This window comes from Pseudomonas sp. B26(2017) (genome assembly GCF_002113045.1).
Classification (GTDB): domain Bacteria; phylum Pseudomonadota; class Gammaproteobacteria; order Pseudomonadales; family Pseudomonadaceae; genus Aquipseudomonas.
The window spans coordinates 107,748-130,445 of sequence record NZ_NEJJ01000021.1 but is presented as its reverse complement, the minus strand read 5'-3'; the positions used below and the strand labels follow the sequence as shown (position 1 = coordinate 130,445).

The window sequence follows — 22,698 nt, the reverse complement described above, 5'->3', positions numbered from 1 at the left end:
CGAAATCTCCCACGGATCTGTACTGCGCCAACAGTCAGAATCGAGCCTTGTCCCTCCTCCTCCCTTCAAGTACCAGCATACAAGCGAGCTTGCTCGCGAAGAGGCTGCTCGGGGCAGCGGCAATCTCAAACCCTGCATATCCCTAGTGCTCGCCTCGGATCGCTGGCAGACTGCCAATCCTTTTACGCCGTTCGTTTTGAGGCTGTATGCCAACGTTTTCTGAGCGTCATGTAGTGTTCTGGGTCAGTTGCATCATCATTTTCGGCGGCCTGTTGCTGGTGTTGCCGTTGCGATTGTTGCCCAGTCTGTTGGCAGGATTGCTGGTGTACGAGCTGGTCAACATGCTCACCCCGCAACTGCAACGGCTGATCGAAGGCCGGCGTGCGCGCTGGCTGGCGGTGGCGCTGCTGGGCACGCTGGTGGTGAGTGTGCTGACGCTGATCTTTGCCGGCGCCATCAGTTTCCTGCTGCATGAAGCGGAAAACCCTGGCGCTTCTCTCGACAAATTCATGGGTGTGGTTGACCGTGCGCGCGGGCAGTTGCCGCCGTTCATCGATGCCTATCTGCCGGCCAGCGCTGCCGAGTTCCGGGTGGCCATCGGTGAGTGGGCGAGCAAGCATTTGTCCGAACTGCAACTGGTGGGCAAGGACGCGGCGCACATGTTCGTGACGCTGCTGATCGGCATGGTGCTCGGCGCGATCATCGCCTTGCAGCGCGTACCGGACGTCACCAAGCGCAAACCGCTGGCGGCCGCACTGTTCGACCGTCTGCACCTGCTGGTTCAGGCGTTTCGCAACATCGTGTTCGCACAGATCAAGATTTCCCTGCTCAACACTTTCTTCACCGGGATCTTCCTGGCGGTGATCCTGCCGCTGTTCGGGATCAAGCTGCCGCTGACCAAGACCCTGATCGTGCTGACGTTCCTGCTGGGTCTGCTGCCGGTGATCGGCAACCTGATGTCGAACACGCTGATCACCATTGTCGGCCTGTCGCTATCGATCTGGGTGGCGATTGCGGCGCTGGGCTACCTGATCTTTATCCACAAGCTGGAATACTTTCTCAACGCGCGCATCGTCGGCGGGCAGATCAGTGCCAAGTCCTGGGAGTTGCTGCTGGCGATGCTGGTGTTCGAGGCCGCATTCGGCCTGCCGGGAGTGGTGGCGGGGCCGATCTATTACGCGTATCTGAAGAGTGAGCTGAAGCTGGGCGGGATGGTTTAGTAGGCGATCGTTCCCACGCAGCGCGGGAACGATCATCAGTGCAGTGTCAGTTCATCGAGCCATAACGCTTCATGGCTTCAATCGCCAGGCCGCTACCAATGCTGCCAAAGATATTCCCTTCGACATGCCGCGCGTTCGGCAGCATTGCCGAGACGCTATTGCGCAGCGCCGGAATACCGCTGGAACCGCCGGTGAAGAACACCGTATCGACCTGACCGACCGCCACGTTGGCGTCTGCCAGCAACTGGGTGACGCTGCCGCGCACGCGTTCGAGCTGCGATTCGATGGCCGACTCGAACAGTGCCCGGGTCAATTCAACGCTCAGGCCCGGCTCGATGCGATCCAGCGCCACATGGCGGCTGTCGTTGTGGGTCAGCTGGATCTTGGTTTCTTCCACTTCCATCGCCAGCCAGTGCCCGGCGCGCTGTTCGATCAGCTTGAACAGACGGTCGATGCCGCCGGTGTCTTCGATGTCGTAGCGCATGCTGCCCAGGGCCAGGGTCGATTTCTGTGAGTACACCGAGTTGATGGTGTGCCAGGTCGCCAGGTTCATGTGATGACTGGTCGGCATGAACGCTCCGCTTTTCATGCGGCTGCCATAGCCGAACAGCGGCATCAGGCCTTGCAGACTCAGTTGCTTGTCGAAGTCGGTTCCGCCGATGTGCACGCCGCCGGTGGCGAGGATGTCGTCGTGACGGTTATCCACACCGCGACGCTCGGGCGACAGGCGCACCAGCGAGAAGTCCGAAGTACCACCGCCGATGTCGACGATCAGTACCAGCTCTTCCTTTTCGATGGTCGACTCATAGTCGAACGCGGCGGCAATCGGCTCGTACTGGAAGGAAACGTCCTTGAAACCGAGCTTGCGCGCCACTTCCACCAGGGTGTCTTCGGCTTCCTGGTCGGCCAGCGGATCGTCGTCGACGAAGAACACCGGGCGGCCCAGAACAACCTGCTCGAACTCACGACCGGCGGCAGTTTCGGCGCGGCTCTTGAGCTGGCCGATGAACAGCCCGAGCAAGTCCTTGAACGGCATCGCCGTGCCGAGGACGCTGGTGTCGTGCTTGATCAGCTTGGAACCGAGCAGGCTCTTGAGCGAGCGCATCAGCCGGCCTTCGTAGCCTTCCAGGTATTCGTGCAGCGCCAGACGGCCGTAAACCGGGCGACGTTCTTCGATGTTGAAGAAGACCACCGACGGCAGGGTGATCTTGGCGTCTTCCAGCGCGATCATCGTTTCCACGCCGGGGCGCAGCCAGCCGACGGTGGAGTTGGACGTGCCGAAGTCGATGCCGCAGGCACGGGCTGGAGAGGCGTCTTTCATGGTCTTTCGGTTCCGGTCAAAAAAACGGCCGCGCAGTGTATGTCAGTGCGCGACAGATTCGAAGGCCGGTCATCTGCTATTTAGCGACTAAGCTTGCTTGAAAGTCGGCGCTTTGCCCCAAACTTGCTGGCATGGGCCGGCAGACACACCGGCGGTCGCAAGAACCGCTGTCCACTGCCGATAAACTTCTGCTGCGCCACCCGGTCACAAACTTGAGATCGGTCAACCCGGCACGCGCAAATCGGCGCATGCTGGCAACGGCGCGAAATCGTTAACGGATGGTGATTCCTTCGATGGACTTCAAAGACTATTACAAGATACTCGGCGTGGAGCCGACGGCGGACGACAAGGCAATCAAGGCTGCCTATCGCAAGCTGGCGCGCAAATACCACCCCGATGTCAGCAAGGAAAAGGACGCCGAGGCCAAGTTCAAGGATGCCTCGGAAGCCTATGAAGCGCTGAAAAGCGCCGACAAGCGCGCCGAATACGACGACCTGCGGCGCTACGGCCAGCACGGGCAGCCGTTCCAGGGCCCGCCGGGCTGGCAGAGCCGTGGCGGTTTCGGCGGCGGTGGCGACACCGGCGACTTCTCGGACTTCTTCAGTTCGATCTTCGGCAATCGCGGCCCCGGTTTCGGTGGCGGCGCTGGCCGGCAATCCCGCAGCGCCGGACGGCGAGGGCAAGACGTGGAACTGGAACTGCCGATCTTTCTGGAAGAGACGCTTTCGAACGAATCGAAAAAGATCAGCTTCCAGGTGCCGCAATACAACGGCTCGGGCCAGCACGTCAGCAACACCAGCAAGAGCCTGAACGTGAAAATTCCGGCGGGCGTGACCGACGGCGAGCGCATCCGCCTCAAGGGCCAGGGCGCACCGGGCATCGGTGGCGGCGCCAATGGCGATCTGTACCTGACCATCCGTTTCGCGCCACACCCGAAATTCGATGTCGAAGGCGAAAACCTGATCATCACCTTGCCGCTGGCACCGTGGGAACTGGCGCTGGGCGCCGAAGTGGCCGTGCCGACCCTGACCGGCAAGATCAACCTCAAGGTCCCGGCCGGCAGCCAGAACGGCCAGCGCATGCGCGCCAAGGGCCACGGTCTGCAGAACAAGGCCGGCGAACGCGGTTATCTGTTCGTCCAGCTCAAGGCCGTGATGCCCAAAGCCAACGGCGATGACGTCAAGGCGCTGTGGCAGGAACTGGCGAAGAAAGCCGCCTTCAATCCGCGCGAGAACTTCTGATACTGACGACGGAGTAGCCCATCATGAGCAGCCCCCTGATCGTTCAACTGGACATGGCAGAATTCTGTGAGGCGGCCGAGTTGTCGGACGTCTACGTGATCGAAATCGTCGAACACGGCATCCTCGAACCTCAGGGCGCGCAGCCCAGGGAATGGCGCTTCACCGACTACGAACTGGCCCTGGCCAAACGCGCCGCCAAACTGCGGCGCGACCTTGACCTGGAATGGGAAGGCGTCGCCCTGGCGCTGGACCTGCTGGAAGAGGTCAAGGAGCTGCGGGCCGAGAACCGCATGCTCCGTCAGCGGCTGGGGCGGCTGGTGGTCGAGTAGCGCTCAGGCCTGTCTGGGCAGCATCACGCTGAACAGTGTTCCTTCGGCTTCGCTTGAGCTGACTTCGATGGTTCCGCCGTGGGCGGTCACCACTTCCTTGACGATAAACAGGCCCAGCCCGAGGCTGGTCGAGGCCTGACCGAGCTCTTCATTGGAGCTACGCACCAAGGGGTCGAAAATCGTGCCGATGGCTTCTTCGGAAATCGGCTCGCCATGGTTGTGCACCGTCAGGCTCACGACATCGCCTTCACCTTTCAGCGTCACGATCAGATCCCGCGGGTGAGTCCCGTACTGCAAGGCGTTGCCGATCAGGTTTTGCAGCAGTTGTGCCAGTCGAGCGGAATCCCAGACACCCCGCGTATCGCCTTCGATGATCAGCGTCGGATCGCTTTGCGGGTTGCCGGCACAGGCTTCGGCAATCGCTGCCCGCGCCGCATCGGCCAAGTCCATCGGCGCGGGCTCTATCGGCAGGCTCTTGCCCAGGCGACTGCGCACCAGTTCCAGCAGATCGCTGACCATCGCCGCCATGTGCCGCGCACCTTGCTTGATGCTCAACGCACAGCTCAGCGCATCGCCCTCCAGAGCTGTTTTGCGCATCAGCAACTCAGTAGACATGCTGACCGCTTGCAGCGGTGCGCGCAGGTCGTGACCGAGGATCGCGAGGAAAATGTCGCGCGAGCGGTTGACCTGCTCGGCGTAGGCGGCGGTCGACTCGGCGAGGGCTTCATCGATGGCTTCGTTGAAACGGATCATGTCCTGGAAGTACGCCATGTCCGGGGTTTCCAGACTGTTGGCCCAGAGGCGGATCACGCAGGCGCGCAGATGGCGGAATTCCGATGTCATCTGCACCAGGTCGAAGCCCACGGCATGGCGCAACTCACCGTGGCTGGCACCGGCCTCATCCAGGCTCGGGGTTTTCTCCGGGCCTTCGCCCTTGGCCTTGGCGATTTGTTCGCGGGCGGTTTGTGTGGTGTCCATGTCCCGCGCGGCGGCCAGCAGGATGGCCTTGGCATGGTCGCGCAGTGCCGCCTGATCCATGGTGTCGGCCGCCGGGCTGATGGTCCTGGCGAACTGTTCCCACTCCTCGACGATGTGATCCGCGTGTTGCCTGATGAATTCGGATAAACGCATGACCGGGTTCCTGGAAATTCAAGGCGGGGCGTTCGAATATTAGACCCTTTGCGCGGGAATGAAAGCGCCGCTCCAGCCTGAAACTTCCGCTGACAAGCTGCCCCGTTGCGATATTTATGTACCGCAGCCACGGAGGTCGGTCATGGTCTGCTTTTGCTCCATTTGAAGGAGTGAAACCATGTCCGAAATCCCTGCCGCTTCATCTTCCCCGGACCCCGTTGCAGCGCCGAGCGCCTTTGTAACGCAAAGTCTGCACGCCGACCTGCTGCAGCGGTCCAGTCCCGGATGGCTGATCGATGCTTCGCAGCGCCAGCGTGAGGCGTTGAAGCATACCGATGTCGCCACACCGGACTGGTACAGGCACGCATCCCGCGATCAACGCAAAGCCGTGGGCGATGCCTTGACCGCCAGCCTCGCCGCTCAGGCACGGCTGGACAATGCCATGTCGGATTTTCAGGACATCGATCGCTTCGCAGCGCCCTTGCTGACCCAGGCCCTGAAGGACCGGTTCAACGTGACCCTCGACGTCAACAAGACCTGGCTGGTGCTGAACAAACCGGTGGAGGTGGGGATTTTCGCCATCGAAATCGATTCTTTCCAGGTCCTGAAACTGCCTTTGCTGCAAGCAGCGCTGCACAATTTCGAAGCCCGCGAATGTAAGGGCGGGGCCTTTCATCGAACTTCGGGATTTCGCATTGAAACCTCGAAACCGGGCACCCTGGAACCGTTAACCACCCGTTTGACAGTCGAGCAGTTCACCGGACTGTGCCGTTCGCTGGACATCGGAGCGAAGTATCAGGATTACCTCAAGACGTTTCTGTACCCCAAGGATGCGGTGGCCAGGAATGTGCTGCGCGACAAGTTCATCGACGCCCACAAGACTGCTTTGCGGGCAGCGGCCGAAGTGGCGCTGCTCACGGGCGATATCGGGCGCGAAGACTACGCCTCGATTCGCTCGATCCTCAATGGCGAGCTTGCGCCGCGCCAGGGCAAGCGGCAGATCTGGTTCTGCGATCTGGGCCTGATGGGGCGGCGCATGACCGGCTGCGTGTTGTTCGCGATCTGCGAGAAGTACCGCTACAGCGACGACTCGATCCTGTATATCCCGGGCGATCCTTATCACCCGCTCAAACGTTACAAGGGCCAGGAAATCGAAGCGATGTTCAAGCAGCGCTTCACTGCGCGCGATGCCACGCAGGCTCATCCGGCGGACCCGAATGCGTATCAGCGGTTCTTCAGTCAGTTCGTGGCCTATGCCGACCGGTCTTACTATTTCAGTCAGTTCACCGATGACAAGCCAGGCCGAACGGCCTTACAAAGATTGACGCCCTACGCTCCACTGCTTAATGAGGCTTTCAAGGCCATCAACCCGATCAGCGGGACGTTTGTCGGCATCCGCGAGTTGCCGCCTGCGCCTGCCGTCGAGCAGGTCCCGAATCCTGATCCGTATCTGAATCCCGTGGACTTGTCGCGCAAGGGCCACGGGATCTGGGCGGACAATGTCGACCTGTGGGAATACCTGTTCGATCAGCATCGCGATCGACTGATCGCCGATGCCCGTAGCCACGCCGTACCCACCGCGGATGTCGATGCCAGGGTGCGCTCGGAAAAACTCGCCGGGTTGCTCAATCTCGGAATGCTGGTGCTGACCGGTGTTTCGATGTTCGTGCCGGTGCTGGGGGAATTGATGATGGGGGTGATGGCCGGGCAACTGCTCGACGAAACCTTTGAAGGTGCCATCGAATGGAGTGAGGGCGATCGCAAGGCCGCGAAGGCGCATCTGATCGATGTCGCGCAGAACCTGGCATTGATCGCTCTGATGTCAGGTGGCGGTAAAGCGTTCGCCAGGCTGACGACTGCCAGGCCGGTGCCGGCTATCGAGAACCTGCATCAGGTGCAGATGCCCGATGGCACCACCCGCTTGTGGAAGCCTGACCTGAGCGCTTACGAGAGTCCGGTGAAACTGGACTCGCGCGCAGCGCCCAATGCGCTGGGGCAATACGAAGTCGGGCAGGACAAATACATTCAGCTTGACGGCAAGACGTATCGGCAGACTTATGACGAGTCGCTCAAAGCGTGGCGTATCAGCCATCCAAGTGATCCGCAGGCCTATCATCCGCCGTTGGCGCACAACGGCGCCGGCGCCTGGCGACACACGCTTGAGCGCCCGCAGCGCTGGGATCGACTGAAACTGCTCAGGCGGATCGGCCACAGTACTGACGCCTTCGCCGACGAACAGTTGCTGATCCTTGGCGACGTGGCCGGTGTCAGCGATGAAGCCCTGCGCAAAATGCACCTGGACAACGCCTTGCCTCCCCCGGAGCTGGCGGACGCCATGAGACTTTTCCGCGCCGAACGGGATGCCGGACTGATCGTCGAACAGGTGGCCGGTACGCAACCCATCGACGAGCGATACCTGCAGGTTTTGCCCTTGCTGCCCGAGATGCCACGCTGGCCGTGGGGGCGGCAGTTGCAGGTCTACGAGTCTCCTGATTTGTCGGGTAGTGCGCTGCGTTACGGGACACGGCGCGGTGGCAGGGCGCCCATCCGGATCAGCCGGGCCGAGGTGCTGAGCGGTGGGTTGCCGGCGCGGATTCTGGCCTCACTGGATGAGGCCGAAGTGGTTGGATTACTCGGTGATGAGCCTGCACGGGTCGCCGCCGTGAGGCCGCTGGAACTGGCCCGGCAGATCGGCGATTTTGCCGACGCTCGCAAACCGGCGCTGCTCGAGAGCCTTTTACGGCCCGTCGATCCTGTTGCGCCACGGATCGCGAAATTGCAGCGAAGCCAGCCAGGCCTGACAGAGCGGGCCGCGCAGACTGTGTTGCATCAGGCGAATGCCGACGAACTCGCGCGGCTGGACAGTTCACCACGCGTTCCCCTGCATTTGCAGGAGCTCGGTCGCGAGTATGCCGGTGAAGGGCGCCTGACCCGGGCCATGGCCGGGCTGCACGGCGAAACCATGGCGTCGAACGATAGCGCCCGACTGGCGCTGCATGCATTGAGCAGACTACCTGGCTGGCCTGGCGATGTACGTCTGGAACTACGCGCAGGTGGTGTCGGCGGACCGCTGATCGATGCCATTGGCAGCGAGGTCGCGCCGCATCACAAATTCGTGGTCAGGAACGGTACGGCCTGGCAGGCCTTTGACGATCGTGCTGAAACACTCAACAGTATGCCCGCCAGAGGGGACAACTTTTACGCCTCGCTGATGCATGCGCTGCCCGATGAGGCTCGGCGCTCGATCGGATTGCCACAGGTGGGGCAAAGCAGGGAACTGCAACGCGCGATCATTGATTACGCACGCACTCATCGCACGGCGTGCGCGCAGGTGTTTCGACCCGCCGCCCGTTGGTTCAGGCCACCTCGTCGCATGGCTTCCGGGCGGCTGGGGTATCCGGCCAGTGGTGAGAGCGCCGGGCTGGATCCGGTGTTGACCAGCCACGTCCAGGCACTCTATCCCGGACTGAGTGACGCACAGGCCCGAGGTTTCATTCTCGAACAATGGCGCCTGGGCAAGACCGATCAACAGATCTTCCATCTGCTCAACAATCGCATGAGCGAATGGCGACAGCTTGAAACGACACTTGATCAATGGTCGATGTCACCGGACCTGCGCCAGCGAGAGTCCCGCGACGCAATCATGCACACGGCGCAAAGCATCAAGGATGGCTGGCGCAATGCACCGTTGGCGGGACACGATCCTGAAGCGGCGCGCCTCACCCTCATCAGTGATGCGCCATTGCCGCCACTGGCGGCAGATTTCGCCCACGTCCGCGAACTGACCCTGCGCGCGCCGGCGGTCGCCGAAACGCTCGCCGTGTTTCCCAATGTCGAGAGGCTCACACTGACCACGAGTACGGCGGAGTTCGAGAAGACGCTTGCGACGCTGAAGTCGCTGCGGCACATGACCCGCCTGAAACTTTCGACGCCGTTGACTGCGACTGTGGCGACGCGGCTTCGAGAGTTGAGCCGGCTTGAAGAGTTTGAGCTGCACTGTACCGGTGGCGGGATGAATCCAGTCGTACCGACGACCCTTGATGTCAGCGGCATGCGGCAGTTGCGCAGGCTCGAAGTCAACGCCCTGCAAATGGACCAATGGCCGCGCGGTGTGCTGGACCTGCCCCGGCTCGAGCGCTTGAACCTGCGCTCGACCGCCATCAACAGCCTGCCGGTGGACATCTATGAAGGGCACCAGCGCCTGTTGTCCGGTCTGTCTCTGGACTGGTCGAGGTTCACGCGACGAGTGTTCAAGCCGATCTACGAGTTTGTCCGCAGCCAACCCCGGCATCTGCTCGATCTGGACGAAATGGTTGCCGATTACTGTCGCGGCGAACTCAAGCGTTTCGTCCGCATGGAGTCCGGCCTGCTCGATGTCTTGAACAATGGCTTCAAAGCGCAATTTACCGATGCGATGAGCCGGTTTGCGGCCATCGAAACCCTGAGCGAGCAGTTCAACGAACTCAATCGGTTGCAGGAGTGGGTGGGGTCCGAGCCGACCGTGTTCAACGGCGGAACAGCACGCTCGGAAGTGGCTGAAGCGCTGATGAGCAGTTGGCGCAGCGGGTTGCTTCAGCGCTATGGCACACGCACTGAAAGCGTGTTTTACAACCTGTATGTCAGTTTTCCCAACGACGCCTCGGTGCTGGATATCGCCGGTTCGCCGATGGAGAGTCTGCCAACCCTGTCTCCTGAAGGTTTCAACCATGTCCGCAACCTGTATCTGGCAGGGTTAAAGGCCCCGCTGGAGCAAATGCGCGGTTTTCTCCGTACTTTCCAGCACCTCGATACGCTGGATCTGAGCGATTGCAATCTGTCTGCGTTGCCGCTGGAGCCAGGTGATCTGCCGACGCTGGAAACCCTGAACCTGCATGACAATCCATTGAGCAATATTGATGTGCGCGGCATGAACCGACTGAGGGCGCTCGACCTGAGCAAGACTGCCATTGATCAATGGCCGACCGGTGCCGAGACGCTGCCCGAGCTGACCTGGCTGGATCTCAGTGACAGCCGCCTGACGTCGTTACCGCAGGCGTTGCTGTCTCGTGATCAGCTGTTGCTCGACACCAGCCTGACCGACACTCCGCTGAGTCCGCAGGCGCGTGCCGATCTCGCTGCTGCCCGGTCGCGGATCGAGGACAGCCATGGCCTGGTCGCCGGCTCGCTGCAACGCTTTGCACTGGAAGAGCCGCGTCACCAGACACCGCCCATGGAAAGCGGCTCGGTGGTTGCTCGACGCCTGTTGCCGCTGCCACCGTTGCCGACGGGCGAAGGTCCGGTAACGTGGGAAGCACGTTTGCGGCGGCTGCGCCCGGATTACGACGCCGCCCGTGCGCAGACGTCCATTGAACAGATGCGGGACGCCGGCCTGGTCGATACACAGATCAGTGCCCGGATCGCGCAATGGGAGCAGTCATTCGAGTCGCTCACCCGGCGCCTGAACGACTGGCTGTTCACCCATGAAACCCGGGGCACGCACTGGGTCGTATCGTCGCGCAGCCGCCAGCTCGCCGCGCAGCGCATCATCAGGTGCTGGCGCGAAGGTTCGATTGACTGGAACGGCGTGGCAGATCACGAATTGAGCCTCGACGGTCTACAGGTGGGTAATCTGCCTGAGCTGGTCGAGTCAATGCCTGCGGTGAGCAATCTGAATCTGTCCGGGGTCAAGCTCACCACAAGTGGTTCGAACGGTTTTCTCGGGGCATTTACGCAGCTGCGTCGGCTCAGTCTCAGCGGCAACCATCTGTTGGCAATTCCTGAACCTGTTGCGCAGATGCGCCTGCTGGAACGGCTTGAGCTGTCGTCCACGGGCCTGGCGCAATCCACACCCATGTATCCGATCCTTGAGGGGCTGGAGCAATTGCGCTGGCTGGATCTGAGCCATAACAGCCTGTACACGTTCGATGTCACTGGCCTCGGGCGGCTGGAACGGCTGGACCTGCGTGACAATCTGCTGGCTGCCTGGCCTGACGGTGTATTGCAGTTGCCGAATCTGCAAGCGGTCGATCTGAGCAGCAACGAAATCGCGTCGATTCCTTCCGAACTGTATGACGGCACTCATACCGCGCTGATCGCGAGCAGCAACCTGTCGGAGAATTACGAAATATCGCAGCAAAGCCTTGTCCGGTTGCGAGCGTACGCTGATACCCAGGGACGCCATGAGGTGCTCGGCATGACCTATGCCGACATCGACCGGATGATCGATGACATGGATAGCACCACTGAAAGTGACGGGGAGGGTGCGGGGCTCGAGAGCGAGCCGGAGCCGGATGAAGATCTTTTGACGCCTGCTCAAGGCATCCTCGAACAACAGGCCGCTCCGTGGATGGAAAGCGTTGCCCAGGAGGATGTCGCGTCATATCGGATGATGTGGCAGCGATTGGCTGGCGAACCCGACAACGCTGCGTTCTTCCATCTGTTGTCGCGGATGCCGGATACCGAAGAGTTCCGGGTTTTTCGTGCCGACCTGACCCGGCGAGTATGGAAAATCGTCGAGACGATCGATGGCAGCCAGGAGCTGCGCGATACGGTATTTTCCATGGCGACCACTCACTCCACCTGTGTCGACGGGCGAACCCTGGCGTTCAGTGAAATCGAGGTCAAGGTGTTCGAGTACAACGCCTTGCGCCATTTGCAGCCCGGCCTTGCGGAAAAGGGACGCGCCTTGCTCGACTTGTCACGGCAGCTGTTCCGTCTGGGCGAGGTGGAAAAACTCGCCGCCCGCAGCATGGACCGTCATGCCGATCCGGCGGAGGTGCGTCTGCAGTATCGAATCGGCCTGACCTCAGGCTGGGAGGATGGATTGCAGCTCCCGGGTCAGCCCGGCCAGATGCGGTTCGCCCGGCCGATCAGGGGCGAAGAGCTGGCAGCCGCGCGTGCTGCGGTGGTGAAGGCCGAGAAAAGCGTGCGGTTCTATGAGGACCTGATCAGCCGCGAATACTGGGTGCAATACCTGAACGAGAAATATCCGGAGACGTTCGCCGCGCTTGGCCGCCATGCCGATGAGCAACTCGAAAGCCTGGAAGGTGAACACGAAGACGTGAGCAGCACGGCCTATCGGGAGGCGGTGCAGATGCTTGAGGTCGAGCGCAGCATTGAGCGCAATACGAAACTGATCGAGTTGTCGCACCTTGAGACCGGCGAACCGATGCCCACCGCCACCGAGGGCACTTCGCAAGACCTGATGAACGCTTCCGCTCGATGATCACCACAGCCCTGGGCGTCGACTGTCTCGACGCCCAGGGCTTTGTCTCAGAACAGGAAGTAACGCTGCGCCATCGGCAGGGTTTCGGCCGGTTCACACCAGAGCAATACGCCGTCGGCCTTGACCTGATAGGTCTGTGGGTCGACGTCGATGTTGGGCAGGTAATCGTTGTGGATCAGGTCGGTTTTCTGCACGTCGCGACAACCTTTGACCACGGCGATTTTCTTCTTCAGGCCCAATGCATCGGGCAGTCCCGCCTCCTGCGCGGCCTGGCTGATGAAGGTCAGGCTGGTGGCGTGCAGCGAGCCGCCGTAGCTGGCGAACATCGGGCGGTAGTGCACCGGTTGCGGGGTTGGAATCGAGGCATTGGCGTCGCCCATCAGGCTCGCGGCGATGGCACCGCCCTTGAGGATCAGCGTCGGTTTCACGCCGAAGAACGCCGGGCGCCAGAGCACCAGATCGGCCCATTTGCCGACTTCCACCGAACCCACTTCATGGCTGATGCCGTGGGTGATCGCCGGGTTGATCGTGTACTTGGCGATGTAGCGCTTGGCGCGGAAGTTGTCGTTGCCTTCGCCGTCCTGCGCGAGCGGGCCGCGCTGTTTTTTCATCTTGTCGGCGGTCTGCCAGGTACGCGTGATGACTTCGCCGACGCGGCCCATGGCCTGGCTGTCGGAGCTGATCATCGAGAACGCGCCGAGGTCGTGGAGGATGTCTTCGGCGGCAATCGTTTCGCGGCGGATGCGGCTTTCGGCGAACGCCACGTCTTCGGCAATGCTCGGGTCGAGGTGGTGGCAGACCATCAGCATGTCGAGGTGTTCGTCGATGGTGTTGCGGGTGAACGGCCGGGTCGGGTTGGTCGAACTCGGCAGCACGTTGGCGAAACCGCAGGCCTTGATGATGTCCGGCGCATGGCCGCCGCCGGCACCTTCGGTGTGATAGGTGTGGATGGTGCGACCCTTGAACGCGCCGAGGGTGGTTTCGACGAAACCGGATTCGTTGAGGGTGTCGGTGTGGATCGCCACCTGCACGTCGTACTGGTCGGCGACGCTCAGGCAGTTGTCGATGCTCGCCGGGGTGGTGCCCCAGTCCTCGTGGAGCTTGAGGCCGATGGCGCCGGCCTTGACCTGTTCGATCAACGGCTCCGGCAGGCTGGCGTTGCCCTTGCCGGTGAGGCCGATGTTCATCGGAAACGCATCCGCTGCCTGGAGCATCCGCGCCAGGTGCCACGGTCCGGAAGTGCAGGTGGTGGCGTTGGTGCCGGTGGCCGGGCCGGTGCCGCCGCCGATCATGGTGGTGACGCCGCTCATCAGCGCTTCTTCAATCTGCTGCGGGCAGATGAAGTGGATGTGGGTGTCGATGCCGCCGGCGGTGAGGATCATGCCTTCGCCGGCGATCACTTCGCTGCTGGCGCCGATGGCGATGGTCACGCCGGGCTGCACGTCCGGGTTGCCGGCCTTGCCGATCGCGGCGATGCGCCCGTCCTTGAGGCCGACGTCGGCCTTGACGATGCCCCAGTGGTCGATGATCAACGCGTTGGTGATGACGGTGTCGACCACTTCTGCCGCCAGCAACTGGCTCTGGCCCTGGCCATCGCGGATCACTTTGCCGCCGCCGAATTTCACTTCTTCGCCGTAGGTGGTGAAGTCCTGCTCGACCTCGATCCACAGCTCGGTGTCGGCCAGGCGCACCTTGTCGCCGACGGTGGGGCCGAACATGTCGGCGTAGGCTTGTCTCGAGATTTTCATGCGCATGCCTTGAGATTCAATTGTTTTTGAGACTGTTCGCTTCGCTCACAGATTCGCGAGCAAGCTCGCTCCCACAGAGGGAATGCGATCACCTGTGGGAGCGAGCTTGCTCGCGAAGGGGCCTGCGCAAACGGTATAAATTCAGAGGTCACCCATGACCCGCCCGGCAAACCCGAACACTCGGCGATGCCCGGCGTATTCCACCAGTTCCACCTCGCGGCTTTGTCCCGGCTCGAAGCGCACGGCGGTGCCCGCCGGGATGTTCAGGCGCATGCCACGGCTGGCGGCGCGGTCGAAGGTCAGGGCGTCGTTGGTTTCGAAAAAATGGTAGTGCGAGCCGACCTGGATCGGCCGGTCGCCGCTGTTCGCCACTTTCAGGCTGACCGTGCGACGACCGACGTTGAGTTCGATGTCGCCGGGCTGGATCCGGTATTCGCCGGGAATCATCAGTTCGCTCCTTGCAGGACTTTGTAATAGAGGGCCGTCGGGCGATAGGTGCCGTTCGGGTCGCAGGCGTAATCGGGGATTTCCCCGGCGCGGGTGTAACCCAGGGCCTTGTAGAAATCTTCGGCGGGGGAGCCGGCCTCGGTGTCGAGGTAAAGCATGCCGCGCTTGTACTGGCGGGCCGTCAGTTCCAGCGCTTGCATCAACTGCTGGCCGAGGCCGCGCCGCCGGGCGTGTTCGCGCACCAACAGCTTCTGCACCTCGGCACGGTTCAGGCCGTTGGCCTTCTGGCACAGGCTCAACTGGACGCTGGCCTGCACTTGTTCATCCTTGACCACCACCCACAGCAAGACGTTGCCTTTGTTCAGGTTGTCCTGCACGTCGTCGAAATAGGCGCGGGCCTGAGCGGCATCGAGGTCGGCCATGAAGCCGACGCTGGCGCCATAACCAACGGCGTCGAGCAGCAGGTCGATCAGGCCCTGACGATAGTGCGCAAAACTTTCCGCATTGACGCGTCGCAGTTGGGCGGGGTTCATCGTTATCACTCCTTGTTGGCGGGCGGTGGCTCCGCGCCAGGATTGAGGGTCAGTTGCATGAAGGTCAGGTCGAGCCAACGGCCGAACTTGGTGCCGACTTGCGGCATCTGCCCGGTGGTAATGAAACCGGCGCGTTCGTGCAGGCGGATCGACGCGGCGTTGCCGCTCTCGATGGCGGCGACCATGATGTGTTTGCTGCAGGTTTTCGCGCGTGCGATCAGCGCGGTCATCAGTTGCGGGCCGAGGCCGTTGCCACGCTGGTCGCTGCGCACGTAGACCGAGTGCTCGACCGTGTGGCGGAAACCGTCGAATGGCCGCCAGTCACCGAAGGAAGCGTAGCCGAGGGTGGCGTTGTCGGCGTCGACGATCACCAGGATCGGATATCCCTGAGCCTGACGCGCGCTGAACCACGCTTGACGGTTGCCGAGATCGACCGGGGATTCATTCCAGATCGCCGTGGTGTTGAGCACGGCGTCGTTGTAGATGTCGCGGATCGCCGGCAGGTCGGCGTGCAGTGCATCGCGGATGGTGTAAGTCATGGCGCGGCCTCAGACGATCGGTTGGTGGACAGTGACCAGTTTGGTGCCGTCGGGAAACGTCGCTTCGACCTGAATCTCCGGGATCATTTCCGGGATGCCTTCCATCACTTGATCGCGGGTCAGCAGGGTCGTGCCGTAATGCATCAGTTCGGCCACGGTCTGGCCGTCACGGGCGCCTTCAAGCAGCGCCGCCGAGATATAGGCCATGGCTTCCGGGTAGTTGAGCTTCACGCCACGGGCCAGTCGCCGCTCGGCAACGAGGCCGGCGGTGAAGATCAGCAGCTTGTCTTTTTCGCGTGGGGTCAGGTCCATCGTTTGAAATCCATTGTCGGCAGTTGAAGAAAATCAGGTATTCCAGATTCGGGGAGGCAAGGCTTCGCGGCCAAGCAACGCAGGCCTGAGCAATCGCCACAGATCGATCAGCCACGCCCGCGCCAGCAACGCTTCGCTGGCCAGGCAACGGGCGACCAAAAGACCGGGCAACTGCGTCAGATCCCCGCGCACGTCGTGGCCCAGCGAGCGGCAGCGCTCCAGCAGTTCGGCATCGATCTCGCCGGTCACCAGCAACGTCGCGAACACCGGATTGCCATCCAGCCCGATCGGCGAATCAAGCAAACCGTCGGCGCCGACGATGCGCTGGCGTTCGTGCCAAAGCAGTCGGCCATCGCGGCGAATATCCAGATGCGCCTGAAAATGCCCAAGATCGAAACGCTCGCCACTGGCCGGACGACCCAGCGCTATCACGTCCCAGTAGAACAGGCGCGCATCGCCTTCAAGATCGATCGAGGTCGCAAGTTCCGCCTGGGCGGCGCTGTAGACGATGGTTTCCTGGGGCAGCCATTCCAGTGTCGCGCCATCAGCAATATGCAGCTTCAGCGACTGATAGGCGGGGCCTGCCGCGCGATACCACTTGGCCGCACCGGGGCTGGTGATCTGCGCCCAGGCGCCTTGTTCGACGCGGGCGCTGATGTCGAGCCGGTCACCGCCGGCAATCCCGCCCGGCGGGTGGACGACGATGTGCTGGCAGACCTCGGGCCCTTCGGCGTACAGATGCTTTTGCACCCGCAACGGGCCTAAGTGCCGGCGTCGGGTCGGCCGCGTGCAATCGCCGAAGCGGGCATAGGCCAGCTCCAGCTCGGCGTGCCAGCTCGGGGTAAACAGGGCAGTCGCAACAGGTAAGTTCATGTTTTCTGATTATCGTTAGGACGCTACAGATTAGACCGTAACCTCAAATAGTCACCAGCCCGCGTACACCTTCGGCTTCCATATTCTCGCCCCGGCCCTGCTGCACGATCTCGCCCCGGGACATCACCAGGTACTGATCGGCCAGTTCGGCGGCGAAATCGTAGAACTGCTCCACCAGCAGAATCGCCATGTCGCCACGGGCCGCGAGCTTCTTGATCACCGCGCCGATTTCCTTGATCACCGACGGCTGAATGCCCTCGGTTGGCTCGTCGAGGATCAGCAACCGTGGACGGCTGGCCAGCGCGCGGCCGATCGCGAGCTGCTGTTGCTGACCGCCGGACAGGTCGCCACCGCGCCGCTGTTTCATTTGCAGCAGCACCGGGAACAGCTCGTAGATGAACGCCGGAACCTCTTTGGCTTCGCTGCCGGGAAAGCGCGACAGGCCCATCAGCAGGTTCTCTTCCACGGTCAGCCGGCCGAAGATTTCCCGGCCCTGGGGCACGTAGGCGATACCGGCGTGCACCCGTTGATGCGGCTTGTACGTGGTGATCGGTTGGCCTTCCCAGTTCACCGCGCCTTCCTTGGCCGGCAGCAGGCCCATCAGGCATTTGAGCAACGTGGTCTTGCCCACGCCGTTGCGCCCGAGCAGGCAGGTCACTTCGCCGACCTTCACGTCAAAGCTCAGGCCGCGCAGGATGTGGCTACCGCCGTAGTACTGGTGCAGCTTGTCGACTTGCAGCATGTTCAAATTCTCCCCGGTGATCGTTCCCACGCTCTGATTCCTCTTCAGCGGCCGAGATAGACTTCGATCACGCGCTCGTTGTCCTGCACCTGTTCCAGTGATCCTTCGGCCAGCACGCTACCCTGATGCAACACCGTGACGTGGTCGGCAATCGAGCCGACGAAGCCCATGTCGTGTTCCACCACCATCAGCGAATGCTTGCCCGCGAGCGACTTGAACAGTTCGGCGGTGAACTCGGTTTCGGCATCGGTCATGCCGGCCACCGGTTCGTCGAGCAGCAGCAATTGCGGGTCCTGCATCAGCAGCATGCCGATCTCCAGAAACTGTTTCTGCCCGTGGGACAGCAGCCCCGCCGGACGATTGACCGAGGAGGTCAGGCGAATGGTGTCGAGCACTTCGCTGATCCGGTCTTTCTGCTCGCCGCTCAACTTCGCCCGCAGGCTGGCCCACACCGACTTGTCGGTCTTCTGCGCCAGCTCCAGGTTCTCGAACACGCTCAAGGCTTCGAACACCGTCGGTTTCTGGAACTTGCGACCGATGCCGGCCTGGGCGATCTGCACTTCGCTCATCTGCGTCAGGTCGAGGGTTTCGCCGAACCAGGCCTTGCCGTGGCTCGGGCGGGTCTTGCCGGTGATCACGTCCATCAGCGTGGTCTTGCCCGCGCCGTTGGGGCCGATGATGCAGCGCAATTCGCCGACGCCGATGTACAGGTTCAGATTGTTCAACGCCCGAAAGCCATCGAAGCTGACGCTGATGTCTTCCAGGGTCAGGATCGTGCCGTGACGGGTGTCGAGGCCCGGACCGACGCGTTGCCCGAGGCCGATCGAGTCGCGGCTGGTGCCTTCGTCCTTGTTGGGCTCCACCGGGAAAAAGGCCGGTTCCAGCATGAATTCAGCGCTCGCCGTGACTCTCATGATTCACCTCGTTTCTTCAGCAGACCGATCACGCCTTTGGGCAGGTACAACGTCACGACGATGAACAGCGCGCCGAGGAAGAACAGCCAGTATTCGGGGAAGGCCACGGTGAACCAGCTCTTCATGCCGTTGACCACGCCGGCGCCGAGCAGCGGGCCGATCAGGGTGCCGCGTCCGCCCAAGGCTACCCACACGGCGGCTTCGATCGAGTTGGTCGGCGACATTTCGCTCGGGTTGATGATCCCCACCTGCGGCACGTACAACGCACCGGCCAGACCACACAACACCGCGCTCAAGACCCAGACGAACAGCTTGAAGCCGCGCGGATCGTAGCCACAGAACATCAGGCGGTTTTCCGCATCGCGCAGCGCCGTCAGTACCCGGCCGAACTTGCTGCGGGCCAGGCGCCAGCCGATGAACAGACTCGCCACCAGCAGCAACACCGTTGCCAGAAACAGCACCGCGCGAGTGCCGGGTTCGGTGATGCCGAAACCGAGGATCGTGCGGAAATTGGTGAAGCCGTTGTTGCCGCCGAAGCCGGTCTCGTTGCGGAAAAACAGCAGCATCCCGGCGAAGGTCAGGGCCTGGGTCATGATCGAGAAATACACGCCCTTGATCCGCGAGCGGAAGGCGAAAAACCCGAACACCAGCGCCAGCAGTCCCGGTGCCAACACCACCAGGCACATTGCCCAGAGGAAGTTGCCGGTGCCGCTCCAGTACCACGGCAATTCGGTCCACGACAGAAAGGTCATGAACGCCGGCAGGCCATCACCGGCAGCCTGACGCATCAGGTACATGCCCATCGCATAACCGCCAAGGGCGAAGAACAGACCGTGGCCCAGCGACAGCAGACCTGCGTAACCCCAGACCAGATCCAGTGCCAGGGCGACGATGGCGTAGCAGAGAATCTTGCCGACCAGTGTCAGGGTGTAAGCCGAGACATGCAGCGCACTGTCCGTCGGCAGCAGCGACAGCAGCGGCAGGGCGATCAGCAATGCGAGAACGACCGCGCCGATGGCGAGCGTGACTTTCGGGCCGGCCTTTTGTGTGGCCGTGACTAGTAGAGGCTGGTTCATCAGTCGATCACCCGTCCTTTCAGTGCGAAGAGGCCTTGCGGACGTTTCTGGATGAACAGAATGATCAGCGCGAGGATCAGGATCTTGCCGAGCACCGCACCGATCTGCGGTTCGAGAATCTTGTTGGCGATGCCCAGGCCGAACGCGGCGAACACGCTGCCGGCCAGTTGGCCGACGCCGCCGAGCACCACCACCAGGAACGAGTCGATGATGTAGCTCTGGCCCAGATCCGGGCCGACGTTGCCGATCTGGCTCAGGGCCACGCCACCGAGTCCTGCAATGCCCGAGCCGAGGCCGAAGGCGAGCATGTCGACACGCCCGGTGGGCACACCGCAGCAGGCGGCCATGTTGCGATTCTGGGTGACGGCGCGCACGTTCAGACCGAGGCGGGTCTTGTTCAGCAGCAGCCAGGTCAGCACCACGACGAACAATGCGAAGGCGATGATCACGATGCGGTTGTACGGCAGCACCAGATTCGGCAGCACCTGAATCCCGCCGGACAGCCATGCCGGGTTAGCCACTTCAACGTTTTGCGCACCGAACAGCAACCGGACAAGCTGGATCAGCATCAGGCTGATGCCCCAGGTCGCGAGCAGGGTTTCCAGCGGGCGACCGTAGAGGTGACGGATCACCGTGCGCTCCAGTGCCATGCCGATGGCGGCGGTGACGAAGAACGCCACCGGCAGCGCGATCAGCGGATAGAACTCGATGGCCTGCGGGGCGTAGCGCTGGAACATCAACTGCACGACGTAGGTCGAGTAGGCGCCGAGCATCAGCATCTCGCCGTGGGCCATGTTGATCACGCCGAGGAGGCCGAAGGTAATCGCCAGACCGAGTGCCGCGAGCAGCAGAATCGAACCGAGGGACATGCCGCTGAAGGCTTGGCCGAGCAGTTCGCCGATCAGCAGTTTGCGTTTGACCTGGGCGAGGCTGGTTTCGGCGGCGGTGCGCACATTGGCATCGGTTTCGACCCCGGGTTCGAGCAAGCCTTCGAGGCGGGTGCGGGCCAGCGGGTCGCCGGTTTCACCGAGCAGGCGCACGGCCGCGAGGCGCACCGCCGGGTCGGTGTCGACCAGTTGCAGGTTGGCCAGCGCCAGGCTCAGGGCGGCGTGGACGCTTTCGTCTTGTTCGCCAGCCAGTTGCCGGTCGAGGAATTTCAGCTGCGCCGGTTTGGCGCTTTTCTGCAATTGCTGCGCGGCGCTCAGACGGATTTTGGCGTCGGCGGCGAGCAATTGGTGGCTGGCCAGTGCGGTATCGATCAGACCCCGCAGGCGGTTGTTCAGGCGCACTGTCTTGGGTTGGCCGTCGACGGTCAGCTCGCCTTGTTGCAGGGCGTTGATCAGTTCGACACGGGCCGGATCGGGCTGCGCGGCCCAGGCTTCCAGCAGTTTGGCCTGTTGCATCGGGTTGGCGGCGACGAAGTCTTCGGCGTCCCCGGCATGGGCGGCCATCGGCAGCAAAAGTGCCAGGGCCAGGATCAAGCGGTAAAGGGCAGTGGGCATATGAAATGGCCTTGCGTAGTGATCGTTCCCACGCTCCGCGTGGGAATGCAGCCCGGGACGCTCCGCGTCCCAAAAGCGGACGCAGAGCGTCCATTGAGGCATTCCCACGCAGACGGTTCGACGCCTCGACGTGGGAACGATCAGGTTGAGCGGGTTAACTCAGTTGCTCTTCACCGCATAATCCGGCTTCTTGTCGTTACCCGGAATGAACGGGCTCCACGGCTGCGCCCGAATCGGCCCCTCGGTCTGCCACACGACGTTGAACTGACCGTCGCTCTGGATCTCGCCGATCATCACCGGTTTGTGCAGGTGGTGATTGGTCTTGTCCATGGTCAGGGTGTAGCCGGACGGCGCGGCGAAGGTCTGGCCGCCGAGGGCTTCGCGGACCTTGTCGACGTCAGTGGATTTGGCTTTCTCGGCCGCCTGCGCCCACATGTGGATGCCGACGTAAGTGGCTTCCATCGGGTCGTTGGTCACCGCTTTGTCGGCGCCCGGCAGGTTGTGTTTCTTCGCGTAGGCTTTCCAGTCATCGACGAACTTCTTGTTCACCGGGTTCTCCACCGACTCGAAGTAGTTCCACGCCGCGAGGTTGCCCACCAGCGGCTTGGTGTCGATGCCGCGCAGTTCTTCTTCGCCCACCGAGAACGCCACCACCGGTACTTCGGTGGCTTTCAGGCCCTGGTTGGCCAGCTCTTTGTAGAACGGCACGTTGGAGTCGCCGTTGACGGTGGAGATCACAGCGGTCTTGCCGCCGGCCGAGAATTTTTTGATGTTGGCGACGATGGTTTGATAGTCGCTGTGGCCGAACGGGGTGTAGACCTCTTCGATGTCCTTATCAGCGACGCCTTTGGAGTGCAGGAACGAACGCAGGATCTTGTTGGTGGTGCGCGGGTACACATAGTCGGTGCCGAGCAGGAAGAAACGCTTGGCGCTGCCGCCTTCTTCGCTCATCAGGTATTCAACCGCCGGGATCGCTTGCTGGTTTGGCGCGGCGCCGGTGTAGAACACGTTCGGCGACATCTCTTCACCTTCGTATTGCACCGGATAGAACAGCAGGCCGTTGAGTTCTTCGAACACCGGCAGCACCGATTTGCGCGACACCGAAGTCCAGCAACCGAACACCACCGCGACCTTGTCCTGGGTCAGCAACTGCCGACCCTTTTCCGCGAACAGCGGCCAGTTCGACGCCGGGTCGACCACCACCGGCTCCAGCATCTTGCCGTTCACCCCGCCCTTGGCGTTGATCTCGTCGATGGTCATCAACGCCATGTCCTTGAGCGATGTTTCGGAGATCGCCATGGTGCCGGACAACGAATGCAGAATCCCGACCTTGATGGTCTCGGCGGCCTGTACGGTCCAGGTCATGCCCATCGCGGCAATGGATGCCGTGAGTGTGAAAGCCTTGATCAAACTGCGACGCTTCATTGTGCGATCTCCATGAACGTTAAAGTTTTTTATGGTTGGCAGATGCGAACGACTGAAGGGGGTTTTGCAAGGGCTGTGCCCGGTCGGGTTTGGGCAGGGAAATGTCGGTTTAGAGCGGTCGCGCTCGAAGGCGGCGCACCA

General features: G+C 62.0%; 18 protein-coding genes. 5 read left to right on the top strand and 13 right to left on the bottom strand.

Annotated elements, in window-relative coordinates:
- Both CAF79_RS29360 and CAF79_RS26370 read left to right on the top strand, forming a co-directional pair.
- A partial coding sequence (locus CAF79_RS29360) for a hypothetical protein (protein WP_218191887.1) occupies positions 1–223 on the top strand: 223 nt, incomplete at its 5' end.
- Complete coding sequence (locus CAF79_RS26370; protein WP_085701018.1) at positions 207–1,220, top strand: AI-2E family transporter; 1,014 nt, start codon at positions 207–209, stop codon at positions 1,218–1,220. The genes CAF79_RS29360 and CAF79_RS26370, both read left to right, overlap by 17 nt.
- A gap of 46 nt (positions 1,221–1,266) precedes the next feature.
- Here CAF79_RS26370 and CAF79_RS26365 read toward each other — a convergent pair whose 3' ends face one another.
- Positions 1,267–2,541, bottom strand: a complete 1,275-nt coding sequence (locus CAF79_RS26365) for an Hsp70 family protein (RefSeq protein ID WP_085701017.1) — start codon at positions 2,539–2,541, stop codon at positions 1,267–1,269.
- A 293-nt stretch (positions 2,542–2,834) separates the two neighbouring features.
- Here CAF79_RS26365 and CAF79_RS26360 point away from each other — a divergent pair, with 293 nt between their 5' ends.
- Together CAF79_RS26360 and CAF79_RS26355 are read left to right on the top strand one after the other, a co-directional pair.
- Positions 2,835–3,782, top strand: coding sequence for a DnaJ C-terminal domain-containing protein (locus CAF79_RS26360; RefSeq protein WP_085685048.1), 948 nt, complete (start codon positions 2,835–2,837; stop codon positions 3,780–3,782).
- A gap of 23 nt (positions 3,783–3,805) precedes the next feature.
- Positions 3,806–4,111: a chaperone modulator CbpM gene (locus CAF79_RS26355; RefSeq protein WP_085701016.1), complete on the top strand. Its 306-nt coding sequence runs from the start codon at positions 3,806–3,808 to the stop codon at positions 4,109–4,111.
- 3 nt (positions 4,112–4,114) lie between these two features.
- On the opposite strand, the gene CAF79_RS26350 is transcribed toward CAF79_RS26355, so the two are convergent.
- Positions 4,115–5,242, bottom strand: a complete 1,128-nt coding sequence (locus CAF79_RS26350) for a sensor histidine kinase KdpD (protein WP_085701015.1) — start codon at positions 5,240–5,242, stop codon at positions 4,115–4,117.
- 178 nt (positions 5,243–5,420) lie between these two features.
- Between CAF79_RS26350 and CAF79_RS26345 the strand changes: the two genes are divergently transcribed.
- Entirely contained in the window at positions 5,421–12,446 is a 7,026-nt protein-coding gene (locus CAF79_RS26345) for an NEL-type E3 ubiquitin ligase domain-containing protein (protein WP_085701014.1), read from the top strand.
- A gap of 47 nt (positions 12,447–12,493) precedes the next feature.
- Here the strand turns inward: CAF79_RS26345 and ureC are convergent, their stop codons facing one another.
- The 11 genes from ureC to urtA all read right to left on the bottom strand — a co-directional run bounded on the left by ureC (position 12,494) and on the right by urtA (position 22,557).
- Positions 12,494–14,194: an urease subunit alpha gene (gene ureC / locus CAF79_RS26340; RefSeq protein WP_085701023.1), complete on the bottom strand. Its 1,701-nt coding sequence runs from the start codon at positions 14,192–14,194 to the stop codon at positions 12,494–12,496.
- Between the two features lie 141 nt (positions 14,195–14,335).
- Entirely contained in the window at positions 14,336–14,641 is a 306-nt protein-coding gene (locus CAF79_RS26335; protein WP_085701013.1) for an urease subunit beta, read from the bottom strand.
- Positions 14,641–15,174, bottom strand: a complete 534-nt coding sequence (locus CAF79_RS26330) for a GNAT family N-acetyltransferase (protein WP_085685035.1) — start codon at positions 15,172–15,174, stop codon at positions 14,641–14,643. The genes CAF79_RS26335 and CAF79_RS26330 overlap by 1 nt, the downstream gene beginning before the upstream one ends.
- A gap of 5 nt (positions 15,175–15,179) precedes the next feature.
- Positions 15,180–15,713, bottom strand: a complete 534-nt coding sequence (locus tag CAF79_RS26325; RefSeq protein ID WP_085701012.1) for a GNAT family N-acetyltransferase — start codon at positions 15,711–15,713, stop codon at positions 15,180–15,182.
- Between the two features lie 9 nt (positions 15,714–15,722).
- The gene (ureA, locus tag CAF79_RS26320) at positions 15,723–16,025 is read right to left on the bottom strand and encodes an urease subunit gamma (protein ID WP_039766748.1); all 303 of its coding nucleotides are present in this window, start codon (positions 16,023–16,025) and stop codon (positions 15,723–15,725) included.
- Positions 16,026–16,058: 33 nt separating this feature from the next.
- A complete protein-coding gene (locus CAF79_RS26315; RefSeq protein WP_085701011.1) occupies positions 16,059–16,898 on the bottom strand; it encodes an urease accessory protein UreD in 840 nt (279 codons plus the stop codon).
- Between the two features lie 43 nt (positions 16,899–16,941).
- On the bottom strand, positions 16,942–17,640 hold the full coding sequence (urtE, locus tag CAF79_RS26310) for an urea ABC transporter ATP-binding subunit UrtE (protein ID WP_085685026.1): 699 nt from the start codon (positions 17,638–17,640) through the stop codon (positions 16,942–16,944).
- A 44-nt stretch (positions 17,641–17,684) separates the two neighbouring features.
- On the bottom strand, positions 17,685–18,554 hold the full coding sequence (urtD, locus tag CAF79_RS26305) for an urea ABC transporter ATP-binding protein UrtD (RefSeq protein ID WP_085685022.1): 870 nt from the start codon (positions 18,552–18,554) through the stop codon (positions 17,685–17,687).
- Entirely contained in the window at positions 18,551–19,630 is a 1,080-nt protein-coding gene (urtC, locus tag CAF79_RS26300; protein ID WP_085701010.1) for an urea ABC transporter permease subunit UrtC, read from the bottom strand. The genes urtD and urtC overlap by 4 nt, the downstream gene beginning before the upstream one ends.
- Positions 19,630–21,132 (bottom strand): urea ABC transporter permease subunit UrtB, encoded by a 1,503-nt coding sequence (gene urtB / locus CAF79_RS26295; protein ID WP_085701009.1) that lies wholly within the window; start codon positions 21,130–21,132, stop codon positions 19,630–19,632. Before urtB ends, urtC begins: the two co-directional genes overlap by 1 nt.
- Before the next feature lie 159 nt (positions 21,133–21,291).
- Positions 21,292–22,557, bottom strand: coding sequence for an urea ABC transporter substrate-binding protein (urtA, locus tag CAF79_RS26290; protein WP_085701008.1), 1,266 nt, complete (start codon positions 22,555–22,557; stop codon positions 21,292–21,294).
- Positions 22,558–22,698: the final 141 nt, after the last annotated feature.

Coding starts and splice junctions, on each gene's coding strand:
- CAF79_RS26360 (WP_085685048.1), top strand. CDS start 2,835: ATGGACTTCAAAGACTATTACAAGATACTCGGCGTGGAGCCGACGGCG.
- ureC (WP_085701023.1), bottom strand. CDS start 14,194: ATGAAAATCTCGAGACAAGCCTACGCCGACATGTTCGGCCCCACCGTC.
- CAF79_RS26325 (WP_085701012.1), bottom strand. CDS start 15,713: ATGACTTACACCATCCGCGATGCACTGCACGCCGACCTGCCGGCGATC.
- CAF79_RS26345 (WP_085701014.1), top strand. CDS start 5,421: ATGTCCGAAATCCCTGCCGCTTCATCTTCCCCGGACCCCGTTGCAGCG.
- urtA (WP_085701008.1), bottom strand. CDS start 22,557: ATGAAGCGTCGCAGTTTGATCAAGGCTTTCACACTCACGGCATCCATT.
- CAF79_RS26355 (WP_085701016.1), top strand. CDS start 3,806: ATGAGCAGCCCCCTGATCGTTCAACTGGACATGGCAGAATTCTGTGAG.
- CAF79_RS26330 (WP_085685035.1), bottom strand. CDS start 15,174: ATGAACCCCGCCCAACTGCGACGCGTCAATGCGGAAAGTTTTGCGCAC.
- CAF79_RS26370 (WP_085701018.1), top strand. CDS start 207: ATGCCAACGTTTTCTGAGCGTCATGTAGTGTTCTGGGTCAGTTGCATC.
- urtD (WP_085685022.1), bottom strand. CDS start 18,554: ATGAGAGTCACGGCGAGCGCTGAATTCATGCTGGAACCGGCCTTTTTC.
- CAF79_RS26335 (WP_085701013.1), bottom strand. CDS start 14,641: ATGATTCCCGGCGAATACCGGATCCAGCCCGGCGACATCGAACTCAAC.
- urtB (WP_085701009.1), bottom strand. CDS start 21,132: ATGCCCACTGCCCTTTACCGCTTGATCCTGGCCCTGGCACTTTTGCTG.
- urtC (WP_085701010.1), bottom strand. CDS start 19,630: ATGAACCAGCCTCTACTAGTCACGGCCACACAAAAGGCCGGCCCGAAA.
- CAF79_RS26315 (WP_085701011.1), bottom strand. CDS start 16,898: ATGAACTTACCTGTTGCGACTGCCCTGTTTACCCCGAGCTGGCACGCC.
- urtE (WP_085685026.1), bottom strand. CDS start 17,640: ATGCTGCAAGTCGACAAGCTGCACCAGTACTACGGCGGTAGCCACATC.
- CAF79_RS26350 (WP_085701015.1), bottom strand. CDS start 5,242: ATGCGTTTATCCGAATTCATCAGGCAACACGCGGATCACATCGTCGAG.
- ureA (WP_039766748.1), bottom strand. CDS start 16,025: ATGGACCTGACCCCACGCGAAAAAGACAAGCTGCTGATCTTCACCGCC.
- CAF79_RS26365 (WP_085701017.1), bottom strand. CDS start 2,541: ATGAAAGACGCCTCTCCAGCCCGTGCCTGCGGCATCGACTTCGGCACG.